This is a genomic window from Hoeflea sp. EC-HK425, from assembly GCF_902498795.1.
GTDB lineage: Bacteria > Pseudomonadota > Alphaproteobacteria > Rhizobiales > Rhizobiaceae > Hoeflea > Hoeflea alexandrii.
Genome location: NZ_LR701572.1, coordinates 3,277,145 through 3,303,627 on the forward strand (window position 1 = coordinate 3,277,145; position 26,483 = coordinate 3,303,627).

A 26,483-nucleotide genomic window follows, 5' to 3' on the forward strand; every position below is an offset into this window, starting at 1 on the left:
TCACTTGCGGTTTGGAAAGAAAAGCTGCGGCTCGGGCGTGCAGTTGTGGTGATAGGCCGGCCAGCCGAGATAGCGGGTAATGGCCTCGTTGACGACGTCGCCGTAATGGCCGCGCACCATGGCGACGTGGTGCTCGAACCCGTTCTGGGTGACGAACCGCATCAGTTCGCGCAGCCGCTCGACTTTTGTGACGGCGATGCCGCCGTCCATGCCGAATGGATCGTCGGTGAACTCCCCCTCGCCCACATAGGCCTTGAGGACGCCGTTGCGGTCATCGGATGACAGCCGGAAATAGGTCATGTTTCCGGGCTGCACCTTGCCCTTGACTGCGCCAAAGCATTTTTCGCGGCCAATGACTTCGCCCAGCACGTCGAGTTCGCCGATCTCCGGCGTGGTGCCGAGGAAGCTCTTGGGGAAGTTTCCGCAATGGGTGCAGACGCATTTGTCGACATGGTCGGCGTAATTGTTGTTCCAGTCGAGGATCGCGGCCGGTGCACTGGAAGCAAGCGTCAGCGCATACATCGACACCGCGCCCATGACATCGACTTCGCAGGCCGACGGCGCCAGATCCTCGCCCATCATCGACATGGTGAGGCAGGTGGCGCAGCCGAAATTGTCCTGAAGCGAGCGCCAGCACTGGATCGCCGAGGCGTCGCATTCGTTTTCCGCGATCCAGCGATTGACGGCCAGCGTCCATTTCGCCTGCTTGAGCACCTGCGTCTCGCGGATATGCGCGGGGATGCGGCCGTAATTCCGGATCCGCTCGAGACCTGCAACAAGATCCCCGTCCTCGTCCTTGATGGCGTCCGCCGCGCCGATCAGTTCCGACAGATCGGCGGTCACCACCGTGATGCCGGACTGCTGCAGCAGCTTTTCGGAAAACCGCATTGTCTGGAACGGTGAGGTCCGGGCGCCGATCGCGCCGATGCGGGCGCTCCTCAGGCCGTAGACCGTTCGGCAGACACGGGAAAATCGGTCGAGGTCGCCCAGGAATTCATCGCTTTCGATATCACAGGTGTGGTTGGTCGTCTCCGTGAACGCAACGCCGTACTGCCAGAAATTGTTGGCGACCGAGAGCTTGCCGCAATAGGCATCGCGGCGCGAGTGCACATCGACCTTGTCGAGTTCGTCATTGGAGGCCTGCAGCAGAATCGGCACGTTGAGCCTGGCGCGGTTGATCAATTCGGCGATGGCGATCTCGTCACCGAAATTGGGCAGGCAGATGACCAGGCCGTCAATCCTGTCGCGATGCGTCTTGAAGTGCTCGGCATACAGCTTGGCGTCGGGGATCGATTGCACGGCACCATTGTCGGTCGCATCCACCGGAAGGATCACGGCATCGATGCCCAGCTTTTCGAGTTGCGCCACAACCTGCGTGCGTGCATCAATACACGGAGCCGGACTGAAAAAGGCGCGGCTTCCGATCACGACGCCGAGTGAAATTCTGCGGTTCACAGTCCGTATCATCTGGTCCTCCCGATACCATCGCCCCCGTCGGGTCCCGTCGAAACATGTGACGTCGCCTTTCGGATGCTTTCGAATGTTATCGAATAGAGAGTTTTGATGCAAGCATGCATGCTCCTAGATATTCGCTACGGATGACATTTTTGTTCACAAGTCGGCTTGTGTTTCGGACAATTCATTGAATCCACGCCACAATCATGTTTCTGAGTGATTTCGAATGTATGTCGAATGCTGTGGTTTTGGAGCGAAAAAACGCAGCAAACGAAATATTTATTGACAACAAACAAAAATTGATGCCGAATTCCCGTCCAGAAGTTGCACCCGGAGGGGGTGCGATTTTCAAGGGAGGATCCATCATGAATATCAAGAGACGTCTGCTTATTACCGCCATGGCTTTGGGAGTTTTCGGAGCCACCACCGGCTTCGCCGCATCGGCCGCCACCATCGCCATCATCACCCCGAGCCACGACAACCCGTTCTTCAAGGCCGAGGCCGACGGTGCTGCCGCAAAGGCCAAGGAGCTGGGCTACGACACCATGGTGCTGGTGCACGATGATGACGCCAACAAGCAGTCTGAACTGTTCGACACGGTGATTGCGGCAGGTGTCGCGGCCATCATTCTCGACAATGCCGGTGCCGACGCATCCGTCGCCGCCGTGCAGAAAGCCAAGGATGCGGGCATTCCGTCATTCTTGATCGACCGTGAAATCACCGCCACCGGCGTTGCCGTTTCGCAGATCGTGTCCAACAACTACCAGGGCGCCCAGCTCGGCGCCGAAGAATTCGTCAAGCTGATGGGCGAAGCCGGTGAGTATGCCGAACTCGTCGGCAAGGAATCCGACACCAACGCCGGCATCCGCAGCCAGGGCTATGCCGACGTCATCTCGCAGTATCCCGATCTCAAGTCGGTGGCCCGCCAGACCGCCAACTGGTCGCAGACCGAGGCTTTCACGGTCATGGAATCGATGCTGCAGGCCAATCCCGGCATCAAGGGCGTGATCTCGGGCAACGACACCATGGCGATGGGCGCCTGGGCCGCGCTTGAGGCGGCGGGGCGCACCGATGTGATCGTCGTGGGCTTCGACGGCTCCAACGATGTGCGGGACTCGATCATGGCCGGTGGCATCAAGGCCACCGTCCTCCAGCCCGCCTACCAGCAGGCGCAGCTGGCTGTCGAACAGGCGGACAAGTACATCAAAACCGGCTCCACCGGCCTCGATGAAAAGCAGCTGATGGATTGCGTGCTGATCAACGGCGACAACGCGGCCAAGCTCGAGACTTTTGCTCTGTCCGAGTAAGTTTGAACATGTTCGGCCGGGGCGCGGTACATCCGCGCTCCGGTTTTCGTCTATGTGAACGCCGGCCGACGGGACGGGTATGAAATGGCAGGACGCGGCGAGGCCGTCTCCGTGGTGCATTTCAAATCGCTACGCCAGAGAGCATCATGATCAGCAAGACAATCCTGCCCCGCGGAACCATCCTGACCCTGTGCGCAGTGGCCGTTTTCAGCCTGTCGGGCTGCAAGCTGGTCAAGAATGTGCCCGAGGACGAAAAGGCCGTTTCAGCGGGCGCGAGCGGCGACGAGGTCCGTACCGGGCAGCGCATTTCCGATACGTTTGAAACCCGGCTCCTGCCCTATGTGCGCGACAGGGCGCTGAGCTACCAGGCCTTCCGTACGGCCCTTGCCCAGGGGCTCGACGAGGCCGGTCAGTCCCACGGAAACCGCGGCTCCGGCCAGGGCGCTGCCTGGAACTTCGCCATCACCGACAGCGGCAGGATCGTCTCTGCCAAGCTCGATACCCGTGCCCGGGTGGCGGAGCTGGATATCGATGGCGACGGTTCCGCCGACGTGACCGTGCAGCTTGGCCCGGTCATTCGCGGCAACGCGCTGCGCGACATCGCGCCATTTTACAATTTCGATGATTTCCGCGACCAGATCGAGTTTGCCAAGCTCGGCCGGGCGCTCAACGACCAGGTCTCTGCCATGGTGCAATTGCCCGAAGGCGATCTGGTCGGCCGCAGGATGGCCTTTACCGGGGTCACGCCGCTGAAAAAAGCGGACGAGGCGGTTCTCGTCACACCGATCAGCGTGGACGTGTTGCCATGAACCAGACGGCCGAGATCCACGAGCCACATCCGGTCGGACTGACCATTCGCGGAGCCACCAAGGTCTATCCCGGCACCGTGGCGCTCAAGGGTGTCGATTTCGACATCCGCATGGGCGCGGTCAATGTGCTTGTCGGTGAGAACGGCGCCGGCAAATCAACCCTGATGAAGGTGATCGCCGGCGTCGAGACGCTGACCAACGGCGAGATCACCGTCGATGGTCGCCCGGTGGTGTTTCGCACCAAGGATGACGCCGTGGCCAGCGGCATCGGCATCGTCTTCCAGGAACTCAACCTGTTTCCGGACATGAGCGTTTGCGACAACGTGTTCATGGCACGGGAGCCGGTCCGCTTCGGCTTCGATATCGATCATGACTCGGTGGAGGAGCGCACCCGCGTGCTGCTGCAACGGCTCGAGCAGGACATTGATCCCAACACCACGCTCGGCCACCTGCGGATCGGCCAGCAACAGATCGTCGAAATCGCCAAAGCGCTGGCCCAGGATGCCAGGATCCTGATCCTCGACGAGCCGACCTCGGCGCTCTCGGCGGCGGAAGTGGAGGTCCTGTTCCGCATCATCAGTGAGCTCAAGGCCCAGGGCGTCGGCATCGTCTACATTTCGCACCGGCTTGAGGAACTGATCCGGGTGGGCGACTACATCACCGTTCTCAGGGACGGGGAGATCACCGGCTCAAGGCCGATGCAGGGCGTCGATATTCCCTGGATCGTCCAGGCCATGATCGGCGAGAAATCCAAGGATTTCTCGCAATCGCTCGGCCATGAATTCGGCCGCGAGGTGTTCCGCGCCGAGAACATTGCGCTGCCCAAGATGGGCGGCGGCTACATGGTCGATCATGTCTCGCTGACGGTCCGCGCCGGAGAAATTCTCGGGCTCTACGGGCTGATGGGCGCCGGCCGGTCCGAATTCCTCGAATGTATCATGGCGCAGCATCCCGAGGCGCGGGGCCATTTCTTCGTTGATGGCGAGGAGATGCGCGAGCCCCATGTCGCCGGACGCATTGCGCGCGGCATCGCCCTGGTGCCCGAGGACCGCAAGCGCGACGGGCTGATCCAGATCATGTCCGTTCGCGAGAACATGACCCTCTCCTCACTCGCCCAGTTCACCGCCGGCTTTCATCTGAACCTGCGCAAGGAAGCGGAGAGGGCCGCGGAGTTCATCAAGCGGATGACGGTCAAGGTCGCCAGCCAGGAGAACCCTGTGTCGTCGCTGTCGGGCGGCAACCAGCAGAAGGTGGTGATCGGCAAGGCGCTGATGACCGGGCCCAAGGTGCTGCTGATGGACGAGCCGTCGCGCGGCATCGACATCGGCGCGAAAGCGGAAATCTACCACAAGATGCGCAATCTGGCGGCGGAAGGCATCGGGATCATTTTCGTCACCTCCGATCTCGAGGAAGTGCTGGCGCTCTCCGACCGGATCATCGTTCTCGCCGATGGCCGCATCAGCGGCGAGTTCGGCAGGGGAGCGGATGCAGCGGACGTGATCGCAGCGGCAACGCCGGCAAGCGCCAGAAGCAGAAACAAGGACCTTGTATCATGACAGTGATGAGTAACGGCGCTGCGGCGAATTCTGGATCGGGGCACAACTGGCTTTTGTTGCTGCTCAAGGCGCGCACCCTTGTGGCGCTTTTGCTGGTGTTTGCGTTCTTCTCGGTGATGGCGCCGAACTTTCTCAGCGCAGCCAACGCCATTCTCATTTCCAAGCATGTGGCCATCAACGCGTTCCTCGCCATCGGCATGACATTTGTCATCATCACCGGCGGCATCGATCTTTCCGTTGGTTCCGTCGTCGGGCTGACCAGCATGATTGCCGGCTATCTGGTGCTCAACGGCATCGATCTGGGCGTCGGCTACTCTTTGCAGTTCAACACGCTGGAGATCGTCGCCATCGTCTGCCTGGCCGGGGCGCTGGTCGGCTGCATCAACGGGATATTGATAACGCGGTTGAACGTGGCACCCTTCATCGCCACCCTGGGCATGCTCTATGTGGCCCGTGGCGCGGCGCTGCTGTTCTCCGACGGACAGACCTTTCCCAACCTCAACGGCAATCCGGAGTATGGCTCCGATAGTTTCTACCTGATCGGAACCGGGAGCTTTCTCGGCCTTCCGGTGATGGTGTGGATGCTGGTCGCGGTTTCGCTGGCGGCCGGCTACATCGCCAGCCGGACACCGCTCGGTCGGCAAATCTATGCGACCGGAGGCAATGAGCGCGGCGCCGCGCTGTCCGGTGTGCGGGTCAACCGGGTCAAGATGTTCGTCTACATGTTCTCGGGCCTGATGGCGGCGCTGGTCGGCCTGATCATCGCCTCGCAGCTCAAGGCCGCGCATCCGGCGACCGGTGAATTCTTCGAGCTCAATGCCATCGCTGCGGCAGTTCTCGGCGGCACCTCCATGTCCGGCGGGCGTGGCCGGATCGCGGGAACCATTGTTGGCGCCTTCGTCATCGGCATCCTCTCCGACGGTCTTGTGATGATGGGGGTTTCCTCGTTCTGGCAGATGGTGATCAAGGGGCTGGTGATCATCGCCGCCGTGGTCATCGACCAGGCTCAAAGCCGGCTGCAGGCGAGGGTCGCGCTGGCCCAGGAAGTGGCGCTCAACCGGTAGGCCCCGGAAAGTGTGAAGTCTGCCGGAGGTGTTGCTCTCGAAGGGGTTTGAAACTAAGTCAGGTATGCATACGGTCAGTGGCGGCAGGTGACCGAAATCAGGGAGTAACGGCTTGCAGGACCAACCGGATACCGAGCGCAACGGAAGCATGGCTGGTCTGTTGTCCGAACCCCGCCGCCGCCGTATCCTGGAATGGATCGAGGAAGAGGGCTCGGCCCGCGTCCGCGATCTGTCGTCGGCCTTCCAGGTCTCTGAAGCCACCATTCGGCAGGACCTTGAACGGCTTGAAAAGGAAGGGCACATCACCCGCGAACACGGTGGCGCCTTTCTCAATGCGATGCGCGGACAGGTGCAGGGGTTTGTCCTGCATCACCAGGTCAACATGGACCGGAAGCGCAAGATCGGGGCCTATGGGGCGAACCTCGTCTCTGACGGCGAAACCCTGATCCTGGATGCCGGGACGACAACAACCGAAATCGCCACCCGGCTGACCGGCCGCAAGAACCTCACGGTCATCACCAACGCGCTCAACATCGCAGTGGTTCTCGGCACCGTTCCGGGGTTCGCCGTGCACATGCCGGGTGGCCAGTTCAAGGCGCCGACCCTGTCGCTTTCCGGGGACAAGTCGGTCGAGTATTTCCGCAATATCTTTGCCGGAAAACTGTTCCTGGCGACTGCCGGCGTGGGGCTCGACTCGGGCCTGACCTATCCGAGTTTTGCCGATCTCCAGCTCAAGGAAGCCATGATCAAGGCGGCAAGCCATGTCTACCTCGTGGCGGATTCGACCAAGATCAACCGCACCTCCTTCACCCGCCTGGGAGCACTGGAGCTGGTGCATTCCTTCATAACCGATGACGGCATCTCTGACGCCGACGCCAAGGAATTCGAGCGCCGTGGCGTCGAAGTTTTGATCGCTGAGTAAAAACGGCGCGTCTTTGTTCTTTCATGGAGCCAAATAACGGCTCCAGGAGGCCATATGCGACTTCGGCCGCATACGTCAGCTTGAAATCAAACAAGAAAGACTAGAAGTGGTGCCCGGAGGCGGATTTGAACCACCGACACGCGGATTTTCAATCCGCTGCTCTACCAACTGAGCTATCCGGGCATCCGGTCCAAGAGCCTTAAAGGCTGGACCAGAAGCTTGCCGGCAAAGGAGATTTCCAATGCCGAAAGCGAGCGCGTTATACCATCTTGGAAGACACTGTCCAGCACCCTTTTTGCGGTTTTTTGCGCGGGCAGCAAGAATTCGCCAGCCGGCATGCCCGATGGCTGTCGCAACGCCTGATTCCGCGCGCTACCATGCCAGGGGTATGGTGAAGGCGCCAGCGGGCGCACAGTCTTGCGGGGCCGAGCGGGGCGGGTTTCGAAGCGGCCTGTCTCCCCTCTCCTGTAGCAGGCGGGGCCGGGAGACAGCGCGGCTTTGCGCGCCTACCGGCGCAATGTTGAAACACGCCACGCGGATCGTCAGCCGCGGTCGTCGAAATCGTCGTCCTGGTTGTCCTCGACTTCGGTCACCGGAATGGCATAGCCGCCGTTCAGCCAGCGGTTGAGGTCAACGCCGCGGCAACGCTCGGAACAGAAGGGATAGCTGTCGCGGGTCGACGGGCGGCCACATTCCGGGCACGGCTGTGCCTTGCGCAACGGTGTTACCTTGCCGTCAGTCATCGCTTCAGCCCTCGAGCCACTTGTAGTGAACGTCATAGCCTTCACCGGTCAGCAGGGCCACGGTCTCGTAAAGCGGCAGGCCGACAACATTGCTGTAGGACCCCACCAGCTTGACCACGAAGCTTCCGGCCCGGCCCTGGATGGCGTAGCCACCGGCCTTGCCGCGCCACTCGCCCGAGGCGAGATAGCTTTCGATCTCGACCCTTGAAAGCCGCTTGAAACGCACGCGCGTCTCGACGATCTTCTGGCGGATGGTGTGGTCGGGGGTTACCAGGCAGATGCCGGTAAAGACGCGGTGATTGCGGCCCGACAGCAGATACAGCGCGTTCGAGGCCTCGTCGATCTGTTCCGCCTTGGGCAGGATGCGGCGGCCGACGGCAACAACCGTGTCGGCGGCAAGGATATGGGCATCCTTCCAGGCCGGATCGGTCCGGGTCTGGGCAAGGGCGGCTTCGGCCTTCTCGCGCGACAGCCGGCGGGCGAGCGAGCGGGGATGTTCGGAGCGCTGCGGGGTCTCGTCGAGATCCATCGGCATCAGCCGGTCAGGGGCAATGCCTGCCTGGTCGAGCAGCTCGAGCCTGCGTGGCGAACCGGATGCGAGGATCAGTTTTTGCGATCGTGCCATGGGGCGGCGTCACACCTAGCGCCTATTTGAAGCGGTAGGTGATGCGGCCTTTCGTCAGATCGTAGGGGGTCATCTCGACCAGCACCTTGTCGCCGGCAAGCACGCGGATACGGTTCTTGCGCATGCGGCCCGCGGTGTGCGCGATGATCTCATGCTCGTTTTCGAGCTTCACCCGGAAAGTTGCATTCGGCAGCAGTTCGGTGACCACGCCCGGAAATTCAAGAACTTCTTCTTTCGCCATTCAGTGTCTGTCTTTCTTTTAGAAAAGGCGGCGCAAAACGCGCGGGCCTGAAATTTGGGCGGAACCTACACAAAGACGAGCGCTTTGTGAACCAAATTGATTCACGGCTACGCAGGCCCCCGCGACCAGCCCTTGCCTGAAGCGATCCGCTGTTTGAGCATATCGCGCACCTCGCGGTAGGCATCAAGAATGCGCTCGCGGGTGCCGGTGGCGACCGTCGGGTCGGGTGTGGGCCAGTATATCACTTCAACGGCGTTGCCGCGGGTAAGTTCCAGTGCCCGGTGATGCCCCTCGGGGGCCAGGGTGACGATGACATCGAAATAATCGTCCTCGAGCTCATCAAGTGTTTGCGGCTGCCGGTTGCCGAGATCGAGCCCGATCTCGTCCAGAACCACATCAACGAAGGGATCGCGTTCACCCGGCCGCACCCCGGCAGAAGCTATATAGGTGCCCGGCGGCAGGATCGAACGGGCGATCACCTCGGCCATCGGCGAGCGGATGGCGTTCATGCCGCAGACAAACAGCACCGCGCCGGGCGTGGTCTTGGCGGGAACCGGGGTGATGTCGTCCGCCATGGCGGTCTCTAACCGCGCCAGTGCAGCACACAGACCAGGGTGAACAGCCGCCGGGCAGTGTCGAAATCCATGCTGATCTTGCCGTCGAGCCGGTCCATGAGGGTTTGCGAGCCTTCGTTGTGAATGCCGCGCCGGCCCATGTCGATCGCCTCGATCTGGCTCGGCGTCGAGGAGCGGATGGCCTCGTAGTAGCTCTCGCAGATCATGAAATAGTCTTTGACGATGCGGCGGAACGGGGTCAGCGACAGGATATGGGTGGCAACGGGTTCGTCGGCCACAGTGGTGATCGAGAACACCAGCTTGGAATCAATCAGCGAGAGCTTGAGCTTGTAGGGGCCCTTGTCATGGCCGACAGGCTCGAAGCAGTTCTCCTCGATCAGATCGAAGATGGCGACAGCGCGCTCGTGCTCGACATCAGGCGTTGCGCGACCGATGGTTTCATCGAGCACAACATCCGAGAGCCGTTGAGTGTCCGCCGCCGTCATTCTTTCTAAAGGTCCCCGTCCAGCCCCAGGCCACGCTGATTCATCCTGATCGAGACCGAGCGCGCATGGGCATCAAGCCCCTCGGCCTGCGCCAGTGTTATGGCAGCAGGGCCGAGCGACTGCAACTGCTCAGCACCGAGCTTGAGAACAGAGGTGCGCTTGACATAGTCGAGCACGGAGAGGCCCGAGGAAAACCGCGCCGAGCGCGCCGTCGGCAGCACGTGGTTGGAGCCGCCAACATAGTCGCCGATCACTTCCGGCGTGTGGCGGCCGATGAAGATGGCGCCGGCATTGCGGATCCGCGCGGCCAACGCCTCGGCGTCTTCGGTGGCGATTTCCAGATGCTCGGCGGCGATACGGTTGGCGAGCGGCAGCGCTGTCTCCCAGTCCGGCACGACGATGACGGCGCCAAAATCGGCCCAGCTCCTGCGCGCGGTGTCAGCACGGCCCAGCGTCGAGAGTTGCCGCTCGACGGCCTCGATCACCGCCTCGCCGAAGGCCTCGTCGCGGGTCATCAGGATCGACTGCGCGCCGGCGTCATGTTCGGCCTGGGCCAGGAGGTCGGCGGCGATCCAGTCGGGATTGTTGTCGGGGTCGGCCATCACCAGCACCTCCGACGGTCCGGCGATCATGTCGATGCCGACAGTGCCGAAGACCTGGCGCTTGGCGGCGGCCACCCAGGCATTGCCAGGACCGACGATCTTGGCGACGGGGCGGATGGTCTCGGTGCCATAGGCCAGCGCCGCGATCGCCTGGGCGCCGCCTATCCGGTAGATCTCGGTGACACCGGCAATGCGGGCCGCGGCAAGAACCACCGGGTTGAGCGCGCCGTCGCGCGCCGGCACCACCATGACGATCCGCTCGACACCGGCCACCTTGGCGGGAACCGCGTTCATCAGCACCGAACTCGGATAGCTCGCCGTGCCGCCCGGCACGTAAAGCCCGACGGCCTCGATCGCCGTCCAGCGCGAGCCGAGCTCAACCCCGAGCGCGTCAACGTAGTGATCGTCTTTGGGCATCTGCCGCTTGTGGTGGCTTTCGATGCGGTCGCGGGCGAGCTCGAGGGCCGTGATGATCTGCGGGTCGGTGGCCTTAAAAGCCGCCTCGATCTCTTCGGCGGTGACGGCAAGGCCGAGAGCGCGGGTATCGATATGGTCGAAGCGCTGGCTGAAATCATGCAGCGCCTCATCGCCGCGCTCGCGGATTTCGGCGATGATCGCGCGGACGTCGGTCTCGACATCCACCGAAACTTCTCGCTTCGTGGTCAGGAACGCGGCAAAGCGGGTTTCGAAATCCGGCTGCCGGGAATTGAGCCTCAGTACCAATGTGCTGCCCCTATTTCAAATCATCATCATCGCGCCGCGCGCAGCCGCTTCAAACCGGCCGCGCAGATCGCGCTAACCGCCCAGAGGGTGACGCGGCCTGAACTTGGTTTCCCAGCCGCCGCCGACATCGGCCAGTTGTACTTCTATGCAGGCGACGTCCAGTTGGATCACCGCGCCGCCCGACAAGACCAGCTCGATGGTGCCCGCGGGTGCTTCCTCGCCGGGCAGATACCGCAAGGCGAGCAGCGAATGCACAGTTTCGGAATCCTTGGGTTTTGCACCCAGCGACCTGACCGAATGGACTTGCTTGATCACCAGCAGTGCGCGGCGGCGCTCGAAAGTCTTCTTGTCGCGCCCCTCTTCCCAGACGAAGCGGTTGGCCTCAAGCGTGAAAACACTGTCCTTGCCGAGAAACCGGGTGTCGCCGGTCTTGAACACGGCGTCCTGCAGGCAGGCGGAAATCACGGCCAGATCCGCTTCATCAAGGGCGATCAGTTTCAGACTGTCCATAAAATCCTCGGATCTTCTTTATTCAGGGCTTGCCCGTCTCAGGGCGAGTGCTGCACTGCAAGGTAGGCACCCCGAGGGCAAAGCGCAATGCGCACAAGGTGGCGCTTGCGGATTGTGGCAGAGGCCATAGCCGGACAGCGCGGGGATGGCTAGCCGCTGATGCGCTCGACCACGGCGCCGCAATTGGTCAGCTTCTCTTCCAGCCGCTCGAAGCCGCGATCGAGATGGTAGACCCGGTTGACCACCGTCTCGCCTTCGGCGGCAAGGCCGGCGATGACCAGCGACACCGAGGCGCGCAGATCGGTCGCCATCACCGGGGCTCCGCGCAGCACCGGCACACCGGTAACCGTTGCGGTCTGGCCTGAAAGCGAGATCTTCGCACCCAGGCGCGCCAGTTCCTGAACATGCATGAAGCGGTTCTCGAAGATCGTTTCGGTGATGTGCGAGATGCCGTTGGCGCGCGTCATCAACCCCATGAACTGCGCCTGCAGATCGGTGGGGAAGCCGGGAAACGGATCGGTGGTGATGTCGACGGGCAGAATGTCGCCGCCATTGCGGCGGACACGAATGCCGCCTTGCTCCGGGATGATCTCCGCGCCGGTTCGGCTGAGCGCCAGAAGAGCACTTTCGAGAAGTGTGTCGGAGGTGTTTTCCAGCAGCACGTCGCCGCCGGTCATGGCCACCGCCATGGCATAGGTGCCGGTCTCGATGCGGTCGGGCAGCACCCGGTGACGGGCCCCCGACAGCGAGGCAACGCCATCAATGGTGATGGTCGAGGTGCCTGCACCGGAAATCTTGGCGCCCATGGCGATAAGGCAATTGGCAAGATCGACGACTTCGGGCTCGCGCGCCGCATTGTCGATCACCGTCTGCCCCTTGGCCAGCGTCGCCGCCATCAGCATGACATGGGTGGCACCGACGGAGACCTTCGGGAACACGTAACGTCCGCCGATCAGGCCCTTGGGGGCGCGGGCATCGACATAGCCGTTCTCGATGGTGATCTCGGCACCGAGATGCTGCAACCCCTCGATGAACAGATCAACCGGCCTGGTGCCGATGGCGCAACCGCCGGGCAGCGAGACCTTGGCCTCGCCCATGCGGGCCAGAAGCGGTCCGATGACCCAGAAGCTGGCACGCATCTTGGAGACCAATTCGTAAGGTGCGGTGGTGTCGACAATGGTGCGGGCGGTAAAGTGCACGGTGCGGGCATAGGCGCTGTCCTGGCGCTCGCGGCGGCCAACCACGGCAATATCGACGCCGTGATTGCCGAGGATGCGCTGCAACTGCTCGACATCGGCGAGATGCGGCAGGTTTTCCAGCGTCAGCGTGTCGTCGGTCAGAAGCGAGGCGATCATCAGCGGCAGAGCCGCATTCTTCGCGCCGGAAATCGGAATGACGCCATTGAGCGGATTTCCGCCAACGATCCTGATGCGATCCATGCTGTCCTCTTGGAGTTTCGGACTGCGCCGGTCCCCCGGCGGCAAGTCCTGAAAAATATCTGGTGGGCTGTTTAGACCATCAACGGGAATGCGGCAACACGAGGACGGCGTCGCGGTTAATCCGCGTCGGATGCGTCCTCAGCGGCGGCCGGACTGCCGGAAGCGGGCAGCCCGTCGGTCTCGTCGGCATGGCCCTCGCGCCGGGCGCGGACCTGCGCCTTGCGACGCTGCAGGTTGGCGCGCAGCTGCTCGGCACTGCGCTGGGCCCGTTTCGCCGCCTGACGTTCAACCTCAGCCTTGCGCTGGCTTGCATCCGTATCTGATGGTGTCTTTTCGTTCATGACGGGCCAGCGATAGCGCAAAACCTTGCGCAGGTGAAGACACTCAAGCCAGGCCCGGACAGCCGATCCGTCACCACCCGCCGCCGCCGACCGGCGAGCCGGAAACCGCGCCCGCGGGATTCGGGCTGGAGCAGACTCCACGGCAACAACCTGCCCAACCGCCGGACAGATCTGGCAGCAGTCCCAAGCGGCCGGACCGACCATTTCCGGGGTTTTTGAAACTTGTCACGCCAATCGCCCGTTTGCGCTTGCACTCCTGTCCAAGCTGTGGCAATAGCGGGCCGCTTCAGTCGTTTTGAGCCTTTCGATCCGAACGGAAGAGCGACATGGACAGCGGCTGACCGAGACATTCTCCCGTCCGGCCACTGATCAGAACCGAAGCAAAGGGCTGCCGTAGCTCAGGGGTAGAGCACTCCCTTGGTAAGGGAGAGGTCGAGAGTTCGAATCTCTCCGGCAGCACCAGTTTTGCACCCCAAAACAGACAGAGACGCTTGTGCGATTTGGCTCGGCTTTGCCGTGATTCGGTTGCAGAGCGAAGGCGCGGGAGTCTGCCGGGCTCTTATGTCCTGAGCGCCGGCAGGCCGACGCCGGTGCTTTCGAAGCCGCCGTCCGATGCGATGACCTGGCCGGTGACGTAGCTGGCCTTGTCCGAGCACAGGAAGGTGATCACCTCGGCGATCTCGCGTTCGGAGCCGTAGCGGTTGAGCGGGATCGCATCGTGGTAGGCGGCGATGATCTCGGGCGTGTGGACCGCCATGGCGAGCTTGGTGCGCACCGGGCCGGGGCAGACGCAATTGGCGCGGATGCCGTACTCGCCGAGTTCGGCGGCCTGCTGCTTGGTCAGGTGAATGACGGCGGCCTTTGATGTGCCGTAGGCAACCCGTAGGGTCGAAGCGCGCAGCCCGGAGATCGAGGCGATGTTGACAAGCGCGCCTCGGGTTTGCCGCAGCGCCGGGATGGTTGCCTGGGAGACGAGGAAGACGCCGTCGAGATTGGTCGCCATCACCGTGCGCCAGCGCGAAAAATCGGTGTCCTCGATCTGGCCGAAATCGGCAACGCCGGCATTGTTGACCACCGCATCGATACGGCCGAAGCTGGTGACCACGGACCGCACCATGTCATCGACCTGATCGGGAATCGAGACATCATGGACGAAGGCGCTGGCCTGGTTGAGACCGGCCGAAGCCTTGTGCAATTCGTCGCCATCGCGATCCACCATGGCCACGCGCCAGCCCTGCTCGATGAACAGGTGTGTGGTTGCAAGGCCGATGCCCCGGGCAGCACCCGTTACCAAAGCCACTTTTTCAGACATGCCGCCCCTCGCCCCAAAATGATGTTTTCAACCGGAGAAACTCGTCCGCCGTCTGGCCTCAGCCTTCAGCAAGCTTGTCGAGCACGGCTTCAAGCTTGGCCACCGTGCCGTCGACATCGCCAAGCTTGTCGAGGCCGAACAGACCGATGCGGAAGGTACGGAAATCAGCGGGTTCATCGCACATCAGCGGCACGCCGGCGGCGATCTGCATGCCCTCGGCCATGAATTTCCTGCCGTTCTGGAACTCCGGGTCCCTGGTGTAGCTGACGACAACGCCCGGCGCCTCGAAGCCGGGAGCGGCAACCGACTTGAAGCCGTTCGCGGCAAGCAGGACGCGGACCTTGCGGCCGAGTTCCCATTGCCGCTCGCAAGCAAGCTTGAAGCCGAAATCGCGGGTCTCGATCATGCGGTCGCGCAGCACCACAAGCGCATCGGTCGGCATGGTGGAATGATAGGCATGGCCGCCGCTGACATAGGCCTGCATGATGTCGTGCCATTTACGCAGATCCACCGCAAAGCTCGAACTGCTGGTCTCTCCCAGCCGCTCAAGCGCCCGGGCGCCAAGCATGACCAGCCCGGCGGCGGGCGACGCGCTCCAGCCCTTCTGCGGGGCGGAGATCAGCACATCGACGCCGGTGGCTTCCATGTCGACCCAGATGCAACCCGAGGCAATGCAATCGAGCACGAACAGGGCACCGACATCGTGGGCAGTCTGGGCAATCGCCTTGAGATAGTCATCGGGCAGAATGACGCCCGCGGAGGTTTCCACATGTGGGGCGAAAACGACGCCCGGCCGTTCTTCGCGAATGCTGGCGACAATCGCCTCGATGGCTTCAGGGGCAAAGGCGGAGGTGGTTTCATTGCCCACTTGCGAGGCCTTGATCACCGTTGTTTCGGAAGGGATGTCGCCCATCTCGAAGATCTGCGTCCAGCGGTATGAGAACCAGCCGTTGCGGATGACCATCACCTTGTTGTCCGTGGCAAACTGGCGGGCGACCGCCTCCATGCCGAAGGTTCCGCCACCGGGAACGATGACCGCAGCGTCGGCGTGATAGACTTCGCAGAGCATGGCGTAGAGATCGGTCATGACCCCCTGGAACGCCTTGGACATGTGATTGAGCGAACGATCGGTAAAGACCACCGAGAATTCCATCAGACCTTCCGGGTCCACGGGTGACGCCGTCATGTTCATGTCCTCAAACTCCTCTTTCGCAATGACCGCTCAAGAGCAGGCCTCAAGACCGCTATAGGCCGGTTTCCAGAAACATTGAAGACATGAGGCCTCAATAAGTCTGCCAGGGCCAAATTGACGCGCGGCGCCGGCCTGCCCCGGAGCGCTGCAAAATCACGCATCCCGCCGGTTTCTCAATGTCCGATCGGAAGCTACAAGGAGGAAAAGGGAGACCGCCATGACCTATGCTTGCTTCACGATCGAGATTGCCGACCATATCGCCCATATCCGTTTCAACCGGCCGGACAAGGCCAATTCGATGACCCCGGAATTCTGGAAGGAGCTGCCCGAAGCGGTCGACAGGATTTCCAATGATGCCGAGGCCCGGGTGATCGTGATTTCATCTCAGGGCAAGCATTTTACCGCGGGCATGGACATTTCGGTGTTCATGAGCGGCAGTCTCGATGGCGACAGCGCCAATGCGCATGTCTCGGCGGAAGCCTTCCGCTACAAGATCAAGGCGCTGCAGGAGACCTTCTCGGCACTTGAGCGCGCCCGCCAGCCGGTGCTTGCGGCCATTCAGGGCGGTGCAATCGGCGCCGGTGTTGACCTCGCAACCGCGTGCGACTGCCGCTACGCCTCGGCGGATGCCTTCTTTGCCGTGCAGGAAACTGCGATCGGCATGACCGCCGATGTCGGCACCTTCCCAAGGCTGGTCAAGCTCATCCCGGAAGGCTGGGCGCGGCAGATGGCCTATACGGCAGAGCGGCTTCCGGCCGCTAAGGCCTTGCAGATCGGGCTGGTAAACGAGGTGTTCGACAGTCACGAGGACCTGCTCGACGGCGTCATGGCGATCGCACGCAAGATCGCCGCGCACTCGCCGCTGGCAGTTGCCGGCTGCAAGGCGTTGGCGAACTATTCCCGCGATCACTCGACTGCCGACACGCTCGACTACATTTCGGTGTGGAACGCGGCGATGCTGCGTCCCGATGACATCCGGGAAGCCTATGTGGCCAAGGGTGAGAAGCGGCCGCCGGTGTTTGATGGTCTTAAGCCGGTATCCAGGTAACGGCACATGACCGGCAGCCGATCTTATCGGCTGTGTCTGCGGCGTGCCAGAACGGGGGCGAAGGCCAGCGCGTTGCCGACAATCTCCTCCATGTCGTCGTGGGGCGGCGTCCAGTCCAGCACGATGCGCCTTGAAGATTGCTCCGCAGGCTCGTCAATTGTGTGGTTGCTGCGCGCAAGCGCCGCTTCCCAGGCAAGCGCACTGCCAACGATCTTGTCGAGGTCATCGTGGCGCGGCGTCCAGCCCAGCACCGTGCGGGCCCGGGTTGAATCGGCAACCGAGGTGACGATGTCGCCCTCGCGACGGGGACCGAGGCGGACCTCGAAATCGCGGCCGCTGAGCCGGCGGACCGAATCGAGCACCTCGCGCACCGTGTAGCCGCGTCCGTAGCCGCAATTGGCGACGAGGCTGTCGCCACCCGCCCTCAGATAGGTCAGCGCGTCAAGATGGGCTGCGACCAGGTCGGTCACGTGGATGAAATCACGGATGCAGGTGCCGTCGCGGGTCGGATAATCGCTGCCGAAGACCTCGATCCCGTCACGCTTGCCCATGGCGGCTTCGGTCGCCACCTTGATCAGGTTGGCGGCTCCGCGGGTGGATTGCCCGGTGCGCCCCAGGGGATCGGCGCCCGAGACGTTGAAATAGCGCAGCGCCGCATAGCGGAACTCATGCGCGGCCGCGGCATCGGCCAGCATCGTCTCGGTCATCAGCTTGGAGGCGCCATAGGGCGATTCCGGGACTGTCGGCGTGTTCTCGGCGATCGCCCCATCGCTCCGGGGCGTCCCGTAGACGGCGGCGGTGGAGGAAAACACGAACTGCTTCACTCCGGTGGCAATAGCAGTCCGGATCAACGCCAGGGAATTGGCAGTGTTGTTCTGATAGTAGCCCAGCGGATCGGCGAGGGATTCCGGCACCGAAATCGAGCCGGCGAAATGAATGATCGCCTCGATGCCATGCGCGCGGATGATTTCGGCGATGGCCGCGGTGTCGGACACGTCGGCGTGGATGAGTTCTGCCTCGGGCGCCACCGCCCATTCGAAGCCCGTGGACAGGCGGTCGACGACGACGACCCGCTCGCCCGCATCCAGCAGCGCCCAGACCATGTGGCTTCCGATATATCCTGCTCCGCCGGTCACCAGAACCGTCATGCCAATCCCTCGATGGTGCTTCCACCACCGCAGGATGAACCTCAAGTTTCAAGAAACCATGAATCCCCGGTGTGCCTGTGTGGGGCACACCGGACCGGCATCACAGTGATGAGATGTAGTCCGCCAACCGGCCGGCGGCTTCCTCGACATGGTCGAGGCGACGCAGGAAGCAGGCGCGCAGGAAGGAGGCTCCTCCCTTGTCGAAGGCGGTCCCCGGTGCCAGGCCGACGCCGGCCCGGTCGACAATGTCGATGGCCGCGGCCCTGGTGTCGCTGACGCCGTCGATCCGGAAGAACGCGTAGAAGGCGCCGTCGGGTTTCTGGGTAACAACACGGTTGGTGCTGGTCAGCGCATCGCAGAACAGATCGCGCGCGGTTGCAGCCTTGGCAATCTGGGCCTCGACATAGGCTTCACCGTGCTCAAGAGCCGCGAGTGCTCCTTTCTGCATGAACTGGGCCACCCCCGAGGTCTGGTACTGAACGCTGTTTTCCAGCACCTGGATGATCGCGGGCGGGGCCACGATCCAGCCGACACGCCAGCCGGTCATCGACCAGTTCTTGGAGAAGGTGTTGACGAAGATGATGCGGTCATCATCATCCATGATATCCATGAACGAAGGCGCGCGGCCGCCAGCATAGAAGAAGCGGGTGTAGATCTCGTCGGCGATGATCCACAGGCCATGCTTGCGCGCCAACGCAAGAATGGCCACCAGATCTTCACGCGTCGCGGTCCAGCCGGTCGGATTGGAAGGCGTATTGATGAAGAGCGCGCGGGTCCTGGGCGTGATCGCGTCCGCCATGCGCTGAGGATCGATGCTCCAGCGACCATTGGCATAATCGAGCGGCACCGGTACCGAAACACCGCCGGACATGCCAAGCGCTGCTGCGAAGTTGGGCCAGGCCGGCGAGATCTGGATGACTTCGTCGCCGGGATCAACTACCGCCTCGACCGCGATCTTGATCGCCTGCATGCCCGAACCGGTGACGCAGAAGGCATCAAGCGGCAATTGCCGGCCAAACAGGCGGGCATGGTACTCGGCCAGCGCCTGTCTGAGTTCGGGAATGCCGCGTTGCCAGGTGTAGAAGGTTTCGCCGGCAAGCATGGCGTCGGCGGCGGGCCGCGCGATGAAATCGGGAGTTTTCTCGTCCCCCTCGCCTGCCCAGAGCGGGATCAGCCCCGGCTTGAGACGACCGTGATTGACCACGGCAACAATGCCGCTTTCGGGGGCCTCTATGGCGCGGCGGCTCAGGCTTTCGAACTGGTTCATGGCAAACTCCGTTTGCCTCTCTTACCCGTTCCAGGGATCGACCGCATCTGTTCTGGCATGATCGATCCATCGATTTTTCTGATGCAAGCAGCGCAGGGGCAACGACCCCGGCACGGGTGCCGGGGTCTGACTTCGACCTGTCCGCCTGACCGCTGGCGCGGCAGCGGGAAGGCTACTTCTTCAAGAGATCACGGATCTCTGTCAGCAGCGCGATGTCGGCCGGAGGCGCGGCGGGCTTTGCCGGAGCGACCTCTTCCTCCTTGCGCAGCGAGTTGACCGCTCTGACCATCAGGAAGATGATCCAGGCCAGGATCAGGAAATTGATCACCACGGTGAGAAAATTGCCATAGGCGAGGACCGCACCCTGCTCCCTTGCGGCATCCAGCGTGGTGGCCGTCACACCACCCGCGAGCGGGATGAAGAAATTGGAGAAATCAATTCCGCCAAAGATCGCGCCGACGACCGGCATGATGATATCATCGACCAGCGATGAAACGATAAGACCAAATGCACCGCCGATGATCACACCGACAGCAAGGTCCATTACATTGCCCCTGGCGATAAACGCCTTGAACTCGTTCAACATGTCCATTCTCTCCGTTTGTCGCGGATGTCCCTCTTCTTCAAACCGCAGGGCCCGCGCGCCCGCTAAATCGGTTTTGAGTTGTCTAACACACTTACGTGCGTCAAAAACCCGAATTCTGCGTCTCCCACCGCAAGAGGCAGCTTCGGTCTGATCGACCAAAGGCTGCCTTGTTTGGCGGGGTATAGGGTTTATGGTGCATCCCGGAGGCGAGGGGAGGAGTGAGATCATGATGCCCGGCTGGCTGGTTTTCGGATCAGCCCTTTTTTATCTGCTGATGCTGTTTGCCATCGCAACCTATGGCGACCGCTCGGCGCGCCAGCGGCGCAGGCGGACAGCCGGCCGCCCGATCATCTATTCGCTCAGCCTGGCCATCTACTGCACCTCCTGGACCTATTTCGGCGGTGTTGGCCTCGCCGCCTCGCGAGGACTGGAATTCACCGCGATCTACATCGGTCCGATCCTGATGTTTACGCTGGGGATGCCGATCCTCAGGCGGATCGTGACCCTGGCCAAGGCGGAAAAGCTCACATCCATCGCCGACTTCATGGCGGCGCGCTACGGCAAGAGCCCGCTGGTGGCCGCGCTCGTGGCCCTGATCGCGGTCATCGGCACAATTCCCTATATCGCACTGCAGCTCAAGGCGGTCTCGTCTTCGGTAGCGGTGATGGTAGATGTCGAGCAATTGAACCGGGTAACGCAGACCTTCTTCCTCTCCGACATCGCCTTCTTCGTCACCCTGGTGCTTGCTGCCTTCGCGGCGATCTTCGGCACGCGCCACACCGACGCCACCGAACACCAGGACGGCCTGATCCTCGCCATCGCGATGGAATCGCTGGTCAAGCTTTTGGCATTCACGCTGATCGGACTGACAGTGGTGTTCATGCTTTTCGACGGTCCCTGGGACCTGTTGCAGGCTGCGACCGCCAATGCCGAGGTGATGACCGCGCTGACGCACGAAACCCCGCTGTTGCGCTGGGTCCTGCTCACCGTGCTTTCGGCATTCGCCATCATCCTGTTGCCGCGCCAGTTCCATGTCACGGTGGTGGAGAACCGGACGCCGGGCGAGTTGCGACTGGCGGGGTGGCTGCTGCCGCTTTATCTCATTGCCATCAACATCTTCGTTCTGCCGGTGGCGATTGCCGGTGTCCTGCAATTCGGCTCCGGCGGCGGAAGCGATCTTTTCGTGCTTGCGCTGCCGATGGCCAACGACATGCCGATGGTCACGCTGATCACCTTCATCGGCGGTTTTTCGGCAGCGACGGCCATGGTGATCGTGGCCTCGGTGGCCGTCGCCATCATGATCTCCAACGACATCATCGTGCCGGTGGTGCTCAGGCGCCGCACCCGCCGCGGCCAGAGCGGCGATTTCGCTAACCTGATCCTGACCATCAGGCGGACAGCCATCGTCGCGATCCTGCTGCTCGGATTTGCCTATTATCGCGCTGCCGACACCAATGCCGGCCTTGCCTCGATCGGGCTCTTGTCCTTCGCGGCCATCGCCCAGCTCGCCCCGGCCTTCTTCGGCGGGCTTTTCTGGCGCCAGGCAAATGCGCGCGGCGCCATTGCCGGCCTTTCCAGCGGCATTGCGATCTGGGCCTACATCCTGATGGTTCCGAGCCTGGGCGGACCCGACAACAGCCACGTCGCGGCCTCCATCCTCGATTTCATCATTCCCGGTGCGCAGTTTTCCGGACCGGGGGCAGACCCGCTGTTCAATGCGGTGGTCCTGAGCCTGCTGGTCAACTGCCTGTGCTTTGTGGTCGGATCGCTGTCGCGGCGGCCAAAGTCTATCGAGCGCATACAGTCGGCCGTATTCATTCCGGAAAGCCAGCGGATGACCACTTCGGGGCGCAGCTGGAAAACCAAGGTGACGGTCGGCGACCTGAAGCAGACCATCAGCCGCTATCTCGGTCAGGAGCGGACCGAGCGGTCGTTTCATTCGCACGAGCGCGCCATAGGCCGGTGGATCAACGAACATGATCCGGCCGACATGGGCATGTTGCGGTTTGCCGAGCAACTGCTCGGCAGCGCCATCGGTTCGGCCTCGGCGCGGCTGGTGCTGTCGCTGCTGTTCGAGCGCGCCGATGACATTCCCGGCGACACGGCGCGGCTGCTCGACGAGGCATCCGAAGCACTGCAATACAACCGCGATCTCTTGCAGACGGCACTCGGACAGATGGACCAGGGCATCACGGTGTTTGACAACACCAACCGGCTGACGGTCTGGAACAAGCGCTTCCGCTCGCTTCTGGAATTGCCCGAGCAGGTCGGCCAGGTCGGATTCCCGCTGGAGAACATCATCTCCATCCTGGTCGAGCGCGGCGACCTGATTGCGGGCGAGGAGCAGGAAGCCCTGGACCGCTTTCTGATCATGGACAAGCCGTTCTCGCTGACCATCGGCCCGGAAAGGCGGATCATCGAAATCCGCTCGAACCCGATGCCTGACAGCGGCATCGTCACCACCTATGCCGACATCACCGAGCGGGTTGCGGCCGACATGGCACTCAAGCAGGCCAACGAGACGCTTGAACAGCGTGTTACCCAGCGAACCGCAGAACTGACCCGCGTCAACCGCGAGCTGGAAAAGGCGCAACTGACCGCCGAAGAAGCCAATATCGGCAAGACGCGGTTCCTTGCCGCAGCCGGCCACGACATCCTGCAGCCGCTCAACGCCGCCCGCCTCTATTCCTCGACACTGGTGGAGCGGCTGGGCAATTCGCCAGACCAGAAGCTGGTGCAAAACATCGATTCGTCGCTTGAATCGGTGGAGGCCATCCTGGGCGCGGTTCTCGATATCTCGCGGCTCGACACCGGCGCGATGAAGCCGCAACTGGCGAGCTTTCCGCTCAATGACCTGTTGCAGCGGGTGGTCACCGACTTTGCGCCGGTGGCGCGCGAGAAGAACCTCAGATTCACCGTGATGCCCACAAGCGTTCACGTGCGCTCCGACCCCAACCTGTTGCGGCGCCTGATCCAGAATCTGGTGTCAAACGCCATCAAATACACGCGCGAAGGCCGGGTCCTGGTCGGCGTCCGCCGGCGCGGCGACAAGGTCATCATCCAGGTCATCGATACAGGTATCGGCATTCCGACCACCAAGTTCCGGACGGTTTTCAGGGAGTTTGCCCGGCTTGAAGAAGGCGCCCGGACGGCGTCCGGGCTGGGGCTCGGCCTGTCGATCGTCGACCGCATTGCACGCGTGCTCAAGCATTCGGTCGATATTGCGTCACAATCGGGCAAGGGGACCGAGTTCCGGGTGGAGCTGCCGGTCGAAACCAACATCGTGCAGACCAAGGCACAGCCGCGCCGTGCCGGGAGCAGCGCCGCAAACAGCAACCTCAAGGGCCTGCGCGTCCTGTGCATCGACAATGAACCGAAGATCCTCGAAGGCATGACGCTGCTGCTGAGCGGATGGGGATGCACCGTGCTGGCGTCGGATTCGTTGAAGGACAGCCTGAGGATCGCGGAAACCGAAGACGCGCCAGATGCGATTTTCGCGGATTTCCACCTTGATGACGGCACCGGCATCGAGACAATCATCGCACTGCGCAAGCTTTGGAGGATGGACATCCCCGCTCTGCTGGTAACAGCCGACCGGACCCCGGAAGTGCGCGGCATGGCAGAAGCCGAGCGGATCGCTGTTCAGAACAAGCCGATCAAACCCGCCGCGCTGAGGGCGTTTCTCAATCAGGTGACGGTCATGCGGCGCACTGCCGCGGAGTAGCCGGTGCGCTCAGTCGCCCTGACTGAGAACCTCGGCGCCGATCTTCGAAAGCTGGATCACAGCCTGGGTGCGGCTGTCGACGCCGAGCTTCTGCAGAACGGCGGACACATGGGCCTTGATCGTGGCTTCGGAGACGCCGAGCTCATAGGCAATCTGCTTGTTGAGCAGGCCTTCGGCGAGCATGCCAAGGACCCGTCCCTGCTGCGGTGTCAGGGTCTGGATGCGGGCGATCAGGCTGGCGATCTCCTGATCGTGCTCGGATCCCAGATCAACGTCCGGCGGCGTCCAGATCCCGCCACCGAGAACGGTGCGCACGCCTTCCCGGATTTCATCGATGCTGGCGGATTTGGAGATGAAACCGGATGCGCCGAGTTCGAGTGCCCTGCGCATTGTGGAGACATCATCGGTGGCAGAGACGACCACCACCGGAAGGCTTGAAAACTCGGCGCGAAAGGCAATCAGGCCGGACAGGCCCGAGACGCCTGGCATGGTCAGGTCAAGAAGAATGAGATCGGCTTCCGGGTGGTCGCCGGCTTTCTTGCGTGCGCTTTCCAGATCCCCGGCCTCGAGAATTTCAATGTTTGCATCAATCCCCTCCAGGGCCTGCCGCATGGCACCCCGGAACAACGGATGATCGTCCGCAATAATGAATGTCATCTGCGCCATGCACTCTCCCCCTCCCGATCGCGCTGCCGCTGCAAACCGGCATGAAGCCGGCTTGGGCAAATCACTCTAGCGGCGCGCTAAGCCCTCGCGCAATAGCACGGGCGAGATGATGCTCCAAACGCAGGCAGACTCCAAGGTGTATCGGCGCTCAGGTCCGATCCGGGATCGGTTCCAGGGGTATCTTCGGCTTGTCCTCGAATTCCTTCTCAAGTTCTTCGACCATTCCGAAGAACCGGCGCATCATCTTTTCCATCGCATTCAAGGCACGGTCGAGTTCAGCCTCGTCGGGAATGCCAGGATCTTGCTCCGTGGGCGCCACCAGTTCGAGCCGCTTCTCAAGTGCTTCCACACGCGCAGACAGGTCCGAGAGGCTTTCCTCGAACGCCCGGCGCTCATCGGCGGCCAGCCGGCAGACAAGCTGGCCGGTCTTTTCGGTGCAGATCGACATCTCACCGGTCCGGGTGTCGAGCCGGACAAATCCGTTCTCGGTCCTTTCGAGTGTATAACGGCTTGAACCCGGTTCCTGGGCATAAGCCGCTGCTGCGATCGGCAGGGCGAGAACGGAAGCGGTGAGAATTGCAAAACGGGTCATGACGGCACACTCCTGTTTCTGTATGTGATGACACGCAATAAAGACGAAATCGAGAAGTGTACCCGGAGGGCCCGCCCAAAACGGGTTTCCAGGCGCAACAGCGGGAAAGCGAGACGCACCACAATGCATGCGACCATCTACAAGATCACGCCCGAAACGCTTTGGCGCGCTGCGGAAGCCGAAGGCCGGTTCACAGGCGCACCCGTCGATCTGGCGGACGGTTTCATTCACTTTTCCACGCGAGACCAGGCGATCGAAACCGCACAAAAACACTTCAGCGGTCAGGAAAACCTGCTGCTGGTTGCTGTCGATGCCAGCGCATTGGGCGAAAAGCTGGTGTTCGAGACATCCCGCGGCGGGGCGCTTTTCCCGCACCTGTACGCCGACATGCCGTTGTCGGCGGTCAAATGGGTCAAGCCGCTGCCGCTCGGACCTGACGGCGCCCACGAGTTTCCGGACATGGAGTCGTGATGAGCCTGATTGATGGAATTGCCCGGAGTGCGCTTTTCACGCTCGATCCGGAAACCGCGCACGGACTTTCGATCACGGCGCTCAAGAGCGGGCTGGTGCCGGGCTGCCGGGCCAACCTTGACCCGCGGCTTTCGGTCAACGTCGCAGGACTGGCCTTCCCCAACCCGCTGGGCATGGCCGCCGGATTTGACAAGAACGCGGAGGTGCCCAATGAGCTCATGCGCCTCGGGTTCGGATATGCCGAGATCGGAACGCTGACACCGAAGCCGCAACAGGGAAATCCGAGACCGCGGATCTTCCGGCTGGTCAATGACCATGCCGTGATCAACCGGCTGGGCTTCAACAACCAGGGACACGCGACAGCACATGCGCGGATAACGGCACGCCCGCGTGACGGCATTCTCGGTATCAACATAGGCGCCAACAAGGACAGTGACGACCGCGCCGGGGATTATGTCGCCGGCATCGACCTGTTCGCAGATGTCGCCGACTATTTCACCGTCAACATCTCCTCACCAAACACACCGGGGCTGCGCAACCTGCAGACCCGAGAGGCCCTTTCCGAACTCATGGGCCGGGTGCTGGCCGAACGCGACCGGAAGGCAAGGCGGATTCCGGTGTTCCTCAAGATCGCGCCGGATCTGACCGAGCCCGATCTCGACGACATCGCGGCCGAATGCCTGACGCACCGGCTCGACGGCGTGATCATCTCGAACACGACGCTGTCGCGCAACGGCCTGTCCGCGGACCCGAAGCGTGACGAATCGGGTGGATTGTCGGGACGCCCGATGTTTGCGCGCTCGACCATCGTGCTTGCCAAGATGCGGCTGAAGCTCGGGATCGACATGCCGCTGATCGGCGTTGGCGGGATCGACAGTGCCGAGACGGCCGCGGAAAAGATACGCGCCGGCGCTGACCTGGTTCAACTCTACACCGGCTTCATCTATGGCGGTCCGATGCTGCCGGGGCGGATCTTGCGCGGCCTCTCCCGCCTCTGCGACCATGAAAACCTCAAATGCATCTCGGACCTGCGTGACAGCAGAACCGGCCACTACGCCGGAATGGCCATTCCGGAATAGG

General features: G+C 62.2%; 26 protein-coding genes and 2 tRNA genes. 10 read left to right on the forward strand and 18 right to left on the reverse strand.

Annotated features, from left to right (window positions below):
* Nucleotides 1–1,467 carry a fucose isomerase gene (locus tag SPHINGO391_RS18530; RefSeq protein WP_152010228.1) on the reverse strand — a complete coding sequence of 489 codons (1,467 nt, stop codon included), beginning with the start codon at nucleotides 1,465–1,467 and terminating at the stop codon, nucleotides 1–3.
* A gap of 353 nt (nucleotides 1,468–1,820) precedes the next feature.
* Here SPHINGO391_RS18530 and SPHINGO391_RS18535 point away from each other — a divergent pair, with 353 nt between their 5' ends.
* From SPHINGO391_RS18535 to SPHINGO391_RS18555, 5 genes are all read left to right on the forward strand, one after another.
* Complete coding sequence (locus tag SPHINGO391_RS18535) at nucleotides 1,821–2,762, forward strand: D-ribose ABC transporter substrate-binding protein (protein ID WP_152010229.1); 942 nt, start codon at nucleotides 1,821–1,823, stop codon at nucleotides 2,760–2,762.
* A 146-nt stretch (nucleotides 2,763–2,908) separates the two neighbouring features.
* Nucleotides 2,909–3,571: a DUF2291 domain-containing protein gene (locus tag SPHINGO391_RS18540; RefSeq protein ID WP_152010230.1), complete on the forward strand. Its 663-nt coding sequence runs from the start codon at nucleotides 2,909–2,911 to the stop codon at nucleotides 3,569–3,571.
* A complete protein-coding gene (locus SPHINGO391_RS18545; RefSeq protein WP_152010231.1) occupies nucleotides 3,568–5,127 on the forward strand; it encodes a sugar ABC transporter ATP-binding protein in 1,560 nt (519 codons plus the stop codon). The genes SPHINGO391_RS18540 and SPHINGO391_RS18545 overlap by 4 nt, the downstream gene beginning before the upstream one ends.
* A complete protein-coding gene (locus tag SPHINGO391_RS18550; RefSeq protein ID WP_152010232.1) occupies nucleotides 5,124–6,191 on the forward strand; it encodes an ABC transporter permease in 1,068 nt (355 codons plus the stop codon). The genes SPHINGO391_RS18545 and SPHINGO391_RS18550 overlap by 4 nt, the downstream gene beginning before the upstream one ends.
* 112 nt (nucleotides 6,192–6,303) lie before the next feature.
* Nucleotides 6,304–7,113, forward strand: a complete 810-nt coding sequence (locus SPHINGO391_RS18555) for a DeoR/GlpR family DNA-binding transcription regulator (protein WP_244615244.1) — start codon at nucleotides 6,304–6,306, stop codon at nucleotides 7,111–7,113.
* A 107-nt stretch (nucleotides 7,114–7,220) separates the two neighbouring features.
* On the opposite strand, the gene SPHINGO391_RS18560 is transcribed toward SPHINGO391_RS18555, so the two are convergent.
* The 10 genes from SPHINGO391_RS18560 to SPHINGO391_RS18605 all read right to left on the reverse strand — a co-directional run bounded on the left by SPHINGO391_RS18560 (nucleotide 7,221) and on the right by SPHINGO391_RS18605 (nucleotide 13,397).
* Nucleotides 7,221–7,296: transfer RNA gene (locus SPHINGO391_RS18560), tRNA-Phe, on the reverse strand.
* Nucleotides 7,297–7,655: 359 nt separating this feature from the next.
* A complete protein-coding gene (gene yacG, locus SPHINGO391_RS18565; protein WP_152010233.1) occupies nucleotides 7,656–7,856 on the reverse strand; it encodes a DNA gyrase inhibitor YacG in 201 nt (66 codons plus the stop codon).
* A gap of 4 nt (nucleotides 7,857–7,860) precedes the next feature.
* Nucleotides 7,861–8,481 (reverse strand): Maf-like protein, encoded by a 621-nt coding sequence (locus SPHINGO391_RS18570; RefSeq protein ID WP_152010234.1) that lies wholly within the window; start codon nucleotides 8,479–8,481, stop codon nucleotides 7,861–7,863.
* A 22-nt stretch (nucleotides 8,482–8,503) separates the two neighbouring features.
* The gene (gene infA, locus SPHINGO391_RS18575) at nucleotides 8,504–8,722 is read right to left on the reverse strand and encodes a translation initiation factor IF-1 (RefSeq protein ID WP_004435948.1); all 219 of its coding nucleotides are present in this window, start codon (nucleotides 8,720–8,722) and stop codon (nucleotides 8,504–8,506) included.
* Between the two features lie 107 nt (nucleotides 8,723–8,829).
* Nucleotides 8,830–9,297 (reverse strand): low molecular weight phosphatase family protein, encoded by a 468-nt coding sequence (locus tag SPHINGO391_RS18580; protein ID WP_152010235.1) that lies wholly within the window; start codon nucleotides 9,295–9,297, stop codon nucleotides 8,830–8,832.
* Between the two features lie 8 nt (nucleotides 9,298–9,305).
* Complete coding sequence (locus SPHINGO391_RS18585) at nucleotides 9,306–9,782, reverse strand: UPF0262 family protein (protein ID WP_152010236.1); 477 nt, start codon at nucleotides 9,780–9,782, stop codon at nucleotides 9,306–9,308.
* A gap of 5 nt (nucleotides 9,783–9,787) precedes the next feature.
* The gene (gene hisD, locus SPHINGO391_RS18590) at nucleotides 9,788–11,107 is read right to left on the reverse strand and encodes a histidinol dehydrogenase (RefSeq protein WP_152010237.1); all 1,320 of its coding nucleotides are present in this window, start codon (nucleotides 11,105–11,107) and stop codon (nucleotides 9,788–9,790) included.
* A 72-nt stretch (nucleotides 11,108–11,179) separates the two neighbouring features.
* Nucleotides 11,180–11,617 (reverse strand): DUF2948 family protein, encoded by a 438-nt coding sequence (locus tag SPHINGO391_RS18595; RefSeq protein WP_152010238.1) that lies wholly within the window; start codon nucleotides 11,615–11,617, stop codon nucleotides 11,180–11,182.
* 149 nt (nucleotides 11,618–11,766) lie between these two features.
* On the reverse strand, nucleotides 11,767–13,056 hold the full coding sequence (gene murA / locus SPHINGO391_RS18600) for a UDP-N-acetylglucosamine 1-carboxyvinyltransferase (protein ID WP_152010239.1): 1,290 nt from the start codon (nucleotides 13,054–13,056) through the stop codon (nucleotides 11,767–11,769).
* Nucleotides 13,057–13,172: 116 nt separating this feature from the next.
* Nucleotides 13,173–13,397: a hypothetical protein gene (locus SPHINGO391_RS18605; RefSeq protein ID WP_152011629.1), complete on the reverse strand. Its 225-nt coding sequence runs from the start codon at nucleotides 13,395–13,397 to the stop codon at nucleotides 13,173–13,175.
* Between the two features lie 387 nt (nucleotides 13,398–13,784).
* On the opposite strand from SPHINGO391_RS18605, the gene SPHINGO391_RS18610 reads away from it, so the two are divergent.
* Nucleotides 13,785–13,859: transfer RNA gene (locus SPHINGO391_RS18610), tRNA-Thr, on the forward strand.
* A gap of 97 nt (nucleotides 13,860–13,956) precedes the next feature.
* Here the strand turns inward: SPHINGO391_RS18610 and SPHINGO391_RS18615 are convergent.
* Together SPHINGO391_RS18615 and SPHINGO391_RS18620 are read right to left on the reverse strand one after the other, a co-directional pair.
* Nucleotides 13,957–14,709: an SDR family NAD(P)-dependent oxidoreductase gene (locus SPHINGO391_RS18615; protein ID WP_152010240.1), complete on the reverse strand. Its 753-nt coding sequence runs from the start codon at nucleotides 14,707–14,709 to the stop codon at nucleotides 13,957–13,959.
* 58 nt (nucleotides 14,710–14,767) lie between these two features.
* Nucleotides 14,768–15,895, reverse strand: coding sequence for an aminotransferase class V-fold PLP-dependent enzyme (locus tag SPHINGO391_RS18620; RefSeq protein ID WP_244615245.1), 1,128 nt, complete (start codon nucleotides 15,893–15,895; stop codon nucleotides 14,768–14,770).
* Between the two features lie 223 nt (nucleotides 15,896–16,118).
* Between SPHINGO391_RS18620 and SPHINGO391_RS18625 the strand changes: the two genes are divergently transcribed.
* Nucleotides 16,119–16,949, forward strand: coding sequence for a crotonase/enoyl-CoA hydratase family protein (locus SPHINGO391_RS18625; RefSeq protein WP_152010242.1), 831 nt, complete (start codon nucleotides 16,119–16,121; stop codon nucleotides 16,947–16,949).
* Between the two features lie 23 nt (nucleotides 16,950–16,972).
* Here SPHINGO391_RS18625 and galE read toward each other — a convergent pair whose 3' ends face one another.
* The 3 genes from galE to mscL form a co-directional block, all read right to left on the reverse strand.
* Nucleotides 16,973–18,097, reverse strand: a complete 1,125-nt coding sequence (galE, locus tag SPHINGO391_RS18630) for a UDP-glucose 4-epimerase GalE (RefSeq protein ID WP_152010243.1) — start codon at nucleotides 18,095–18,097, stop codon at nucleotides 16,973–16,975.
* Nucleotides 18,098–18,197: 100 nt separating this feature from the next.
* A complete protein-coding gene (locus SPHINGO391_RS18635) occupies nucleotides 18,198–19,364 on the reverse strand; it encodes a pyridoxal phosphate-dependent aminotransferase (protein ID WP_152010244.1) in 1,167 nt (388 codons plus the stop codon).
* Between the two features lie 172 nt (nucleotides 19,365–19,536).
* Nucleotides 19,537–19,950, reverse strand: coding sequence for a large conductance mechanosensitive channel protein MscL (gene mscL / locus SPHINGO391_RS18640; protein ID WP_152010245.1), 414 nt, complete (start codon nucleotides 19,948–19,950; stop codon nucleotides 19,537–19,539).
* A gap of 226 nt (nucleotides 19,951–20,176) precedes the next feature.
* Here mscL and SPHINGO391_RS18645 point away from each other — a divergent pair, with 226 nt between their 5' ends.
* Nucleotides 20,177–23,674, forward strand: a complete 3,498-nt coding sequence (locus SPHINGO391_RS18645; protein WP_152010246.1) for a PAS domain-containing hybrid sensor histidine kinase/response regulator — start codon at nucleotides 20,177–20,179, stop codon at nucleotides 23,672–23,674.
* Nucleotides 23,675–23,683: 9 nt separating this feature from the next.
* On the opposite strand, the gene SPHINGO391_RS18650 is transcribed toward SPHINGO391_RS18645, so the two are convergent.
* The gene (locus SPHINGO391_RS18650) at nucleotides 23,684–24,340 is read right to left on the reverse strand and encodes a response regulator transcription factor (protein WP_152010247.1); all 657 of its coding nucleotides are present in this window, start codon (nucleotides 24,338–24,340) and stop codon (nucleotides 23,684–23,686) included.
* Between the two features lie 148 nt (nucleotides 24,341–24,488).
* Nucleotides 24,489–24,932 (reverse strand): hypothetical protein, encoded by a 444-nt coding sequence (locus SPHINGO391_RS18655; protein ID WP_152010248.1) that lies wholly within the window; start codon nucleotides 24,930–24,932, stop codon nucleotides 24,489–24,491.
* A 123-nt stretch (nucleotides 24,933–25,055) separates the two neighbouring features.
* Between SPHINGO391_RS18655 and SPHINGO391_RS18660 the strand changes: the two genes are divergently transcribed.
* Together SPHINGO391_RS18660 and SPHINGO391_RS18665 are read left to right on the forward strand one after the other, a co-directional pair.
* Complete coding sequence (locus tag SPHINGO391_RS18660) at nucleotides 25,056–25,403, forward strand: DUF952 domain-containing protein (RefSeq protein ID WP_152010249.1); 348 nt, start codon at nucleotides 25,056–25,058, stop codon at nucleotides 25,401–25,403.
* Nucleotides 25,400–26,482, forward strand: a complete 1,083-nt coding sequence (locus SPHINGO391_RS18665) for a quinone-dependent dihydroorotate dehydrogenase (RefSeq protein ID WP_152010250.1) — start codon at nucleotides 25,400–25,402, stop codon at nucleotides 26,480–26,482. The genes SPHINGO391_RS18660 and SPHINGO391_RS18665 overlap by 4 nt, the downstream gene beginning before the upstream one ends.
* Nucleotide 26,483 lies beyond the last annotated feature (1 nt).

Excerpts from the sequence above, each read along its gene's own strand:
- galE (WP_152010243.1), bottom strand. The coding sequence starts at position 18,097 with ATGACGGTTCTGGTGACCGGCGGAGCAGGATATATCGGAAGCCACATG.
- SPHINGO391_RS18545 (WP_152010231.1), top strand. The coding sequence starts at position 3,568 with ATGAACCAGACGGCCGAGATCCACGAGCCACATCCGGTCGGACTGACC.
- murA (WP_152010239.1), bottom strand. The coding sequence starts at position 13,056 with ATGGATCGCATCAGGATCGTTGGCGGAAATCCGCTCAATGGCGTCATT.
- SPHINGO391_RS18580 (WP_152010235.1), bottom strand. The coding sequence starts at position 9,297 with ATGGCGGACGACATCACCCCGGTTCCCGCCAAGACCACGCCCGGCGCG.
- SPHINGO391_RS18605 (WP_152011629.1), bottom strand. The coding sequence starts at position 13,397 with ATGAACGAAAAGACACCATCAGATACGGATGCAAGCCAGCGCAAGGCT.
- SPHINGO391_RS18635 (WP_152010244.1), bottom strand. The coding sequence starts at position 19,364 with ATGAACCAGTTCGAAAGCCTGAGCCGCCGCGCCATAGAGGCCCCCGAA.
- infA (WP_004435948.1), bottom strand. The coding sequence starts at position 8,722 with ATGGCGAAAGAAGAAGTTCTTGAATTTCCGGGCGTGGTCACCGAACTG.
- SPHINGO391_RS18615 (WP_152010240.1), bottom strand. The coding sequence starts at position 14,709 with ATGTCTGAAAAAGTGGCTTTGGTAACGGGTGCTGCCCGGGGCATCGGC.
- mscL (WP_152010245.1), bottom strand. The coding sequence starts at position 19,950 with ATGTTGAACGAGTTCAAGGCGTTTATCGCCAGGGGCAATGTAATGGAC.
- SPHINGO391_RS18650 (WP_152010247.1), bottom strand. The coding sequence starts at position 24,340 with ATGGCGCAGATGACATTCATTATTGCGGACGATCATCCGTTGTTCCGG.
- SPHINGO391_RS18655 (WP_152010248.1), bottom strand. The coding sequence starts at position 24,932 with ATGACCCGTTTTGCAATTCTCACCGCTTCCGTTCTCGCCCTGCCGATC.
- SPHINGO391_RS18570 (WP_152010234.1), bottom strand. The coding sequence starts at position 8,481 with ATGGCACGATCGCAAAAACTGATCCTCGCATCCGGTTCGCCACGCAGG.
- SPHINGO391_RS18645 (WP_152010246.1), top strand. The coding sequence starts at position 20,177 with ATGATGCCCGGCTGGCTGGTTTTCGGATCAGCCCTTTTTTATCTGCTG.
- SPHINGO391_RS18585 (WP_152010236.1), bottom strand. The coding sequence starts at position 9,782 with ATGACGGCGGCGGACACTCAACGGCTCTCGGATGTTGTGCTCGATGAA.
- yacG (WP_152010233.1), bottom strand. The coding sequence starts at position 7,856 with ATGACTGACGGCAAGGTAACACCGTTGCGCAAGGCACAGCCGTGCCCG.
- SPHINGO391_RS18660 (WP_152010249.1), top strand. The coding sequence starts at position 25,056 with ATGCATGCGACCATCTACAAGATCACGCCCGAAACGCTTTGGCGCGCT.
- SPHINGO391_RS18550 (WP_152010232.1), top strand. The coding sequence starts at position 5,124 with ATGACAGTGATGAGTAACGGCGCTGCGGCGAATTCTGGATCGGGGCAC.
- SPHINGO391_RS18530 (WP_152010228.1), bottom strand. The coding sequence starts at position 1,467 with ATGATACGGACTGTGAACCGCAGAATTTCACTCGGCGTCGTGATCGGA.
- SPHINGO391_RS18625 (WP_152010242.1), top strand. The coding sequence starts at position 16,119 with ATGACCTATGCTTGCTTCACGATCGAGATTGCCGACCATATCGCCCAT.
- SPHINGO391_RS18620 (WP_244615245.1), bottom strand. The coding sequence starts at position 15,895 with ATGACGGCGTCACCCGTGGACCCGGAAGGTCTGATGGAATTCTCGGTG.
- SPHINGO391_RS18540 (WP_152010230.1), top strand. The coding sequence starts at position 2,909 with ATGATCAGCAAGACAATCCTGCCCCGCGGAACCATCCTGACCCTGTGC.
- SPHINGO391_RS18595 (WP_152010238.1), bottom strand. The coding sequence starts at position 11,617 with ATGGACAGTCTGAAACTGATCGCCCTTGATGAAGCGGATCTGGCCGTG.
- SPHINGO391_RS18535 (WP_152010229.1), top strand. The coding sequence starts at position 1,821 with ATGAATATCAAGAGACGTCTGCTTATTACCGCCATGGCTTTGGGAGTT.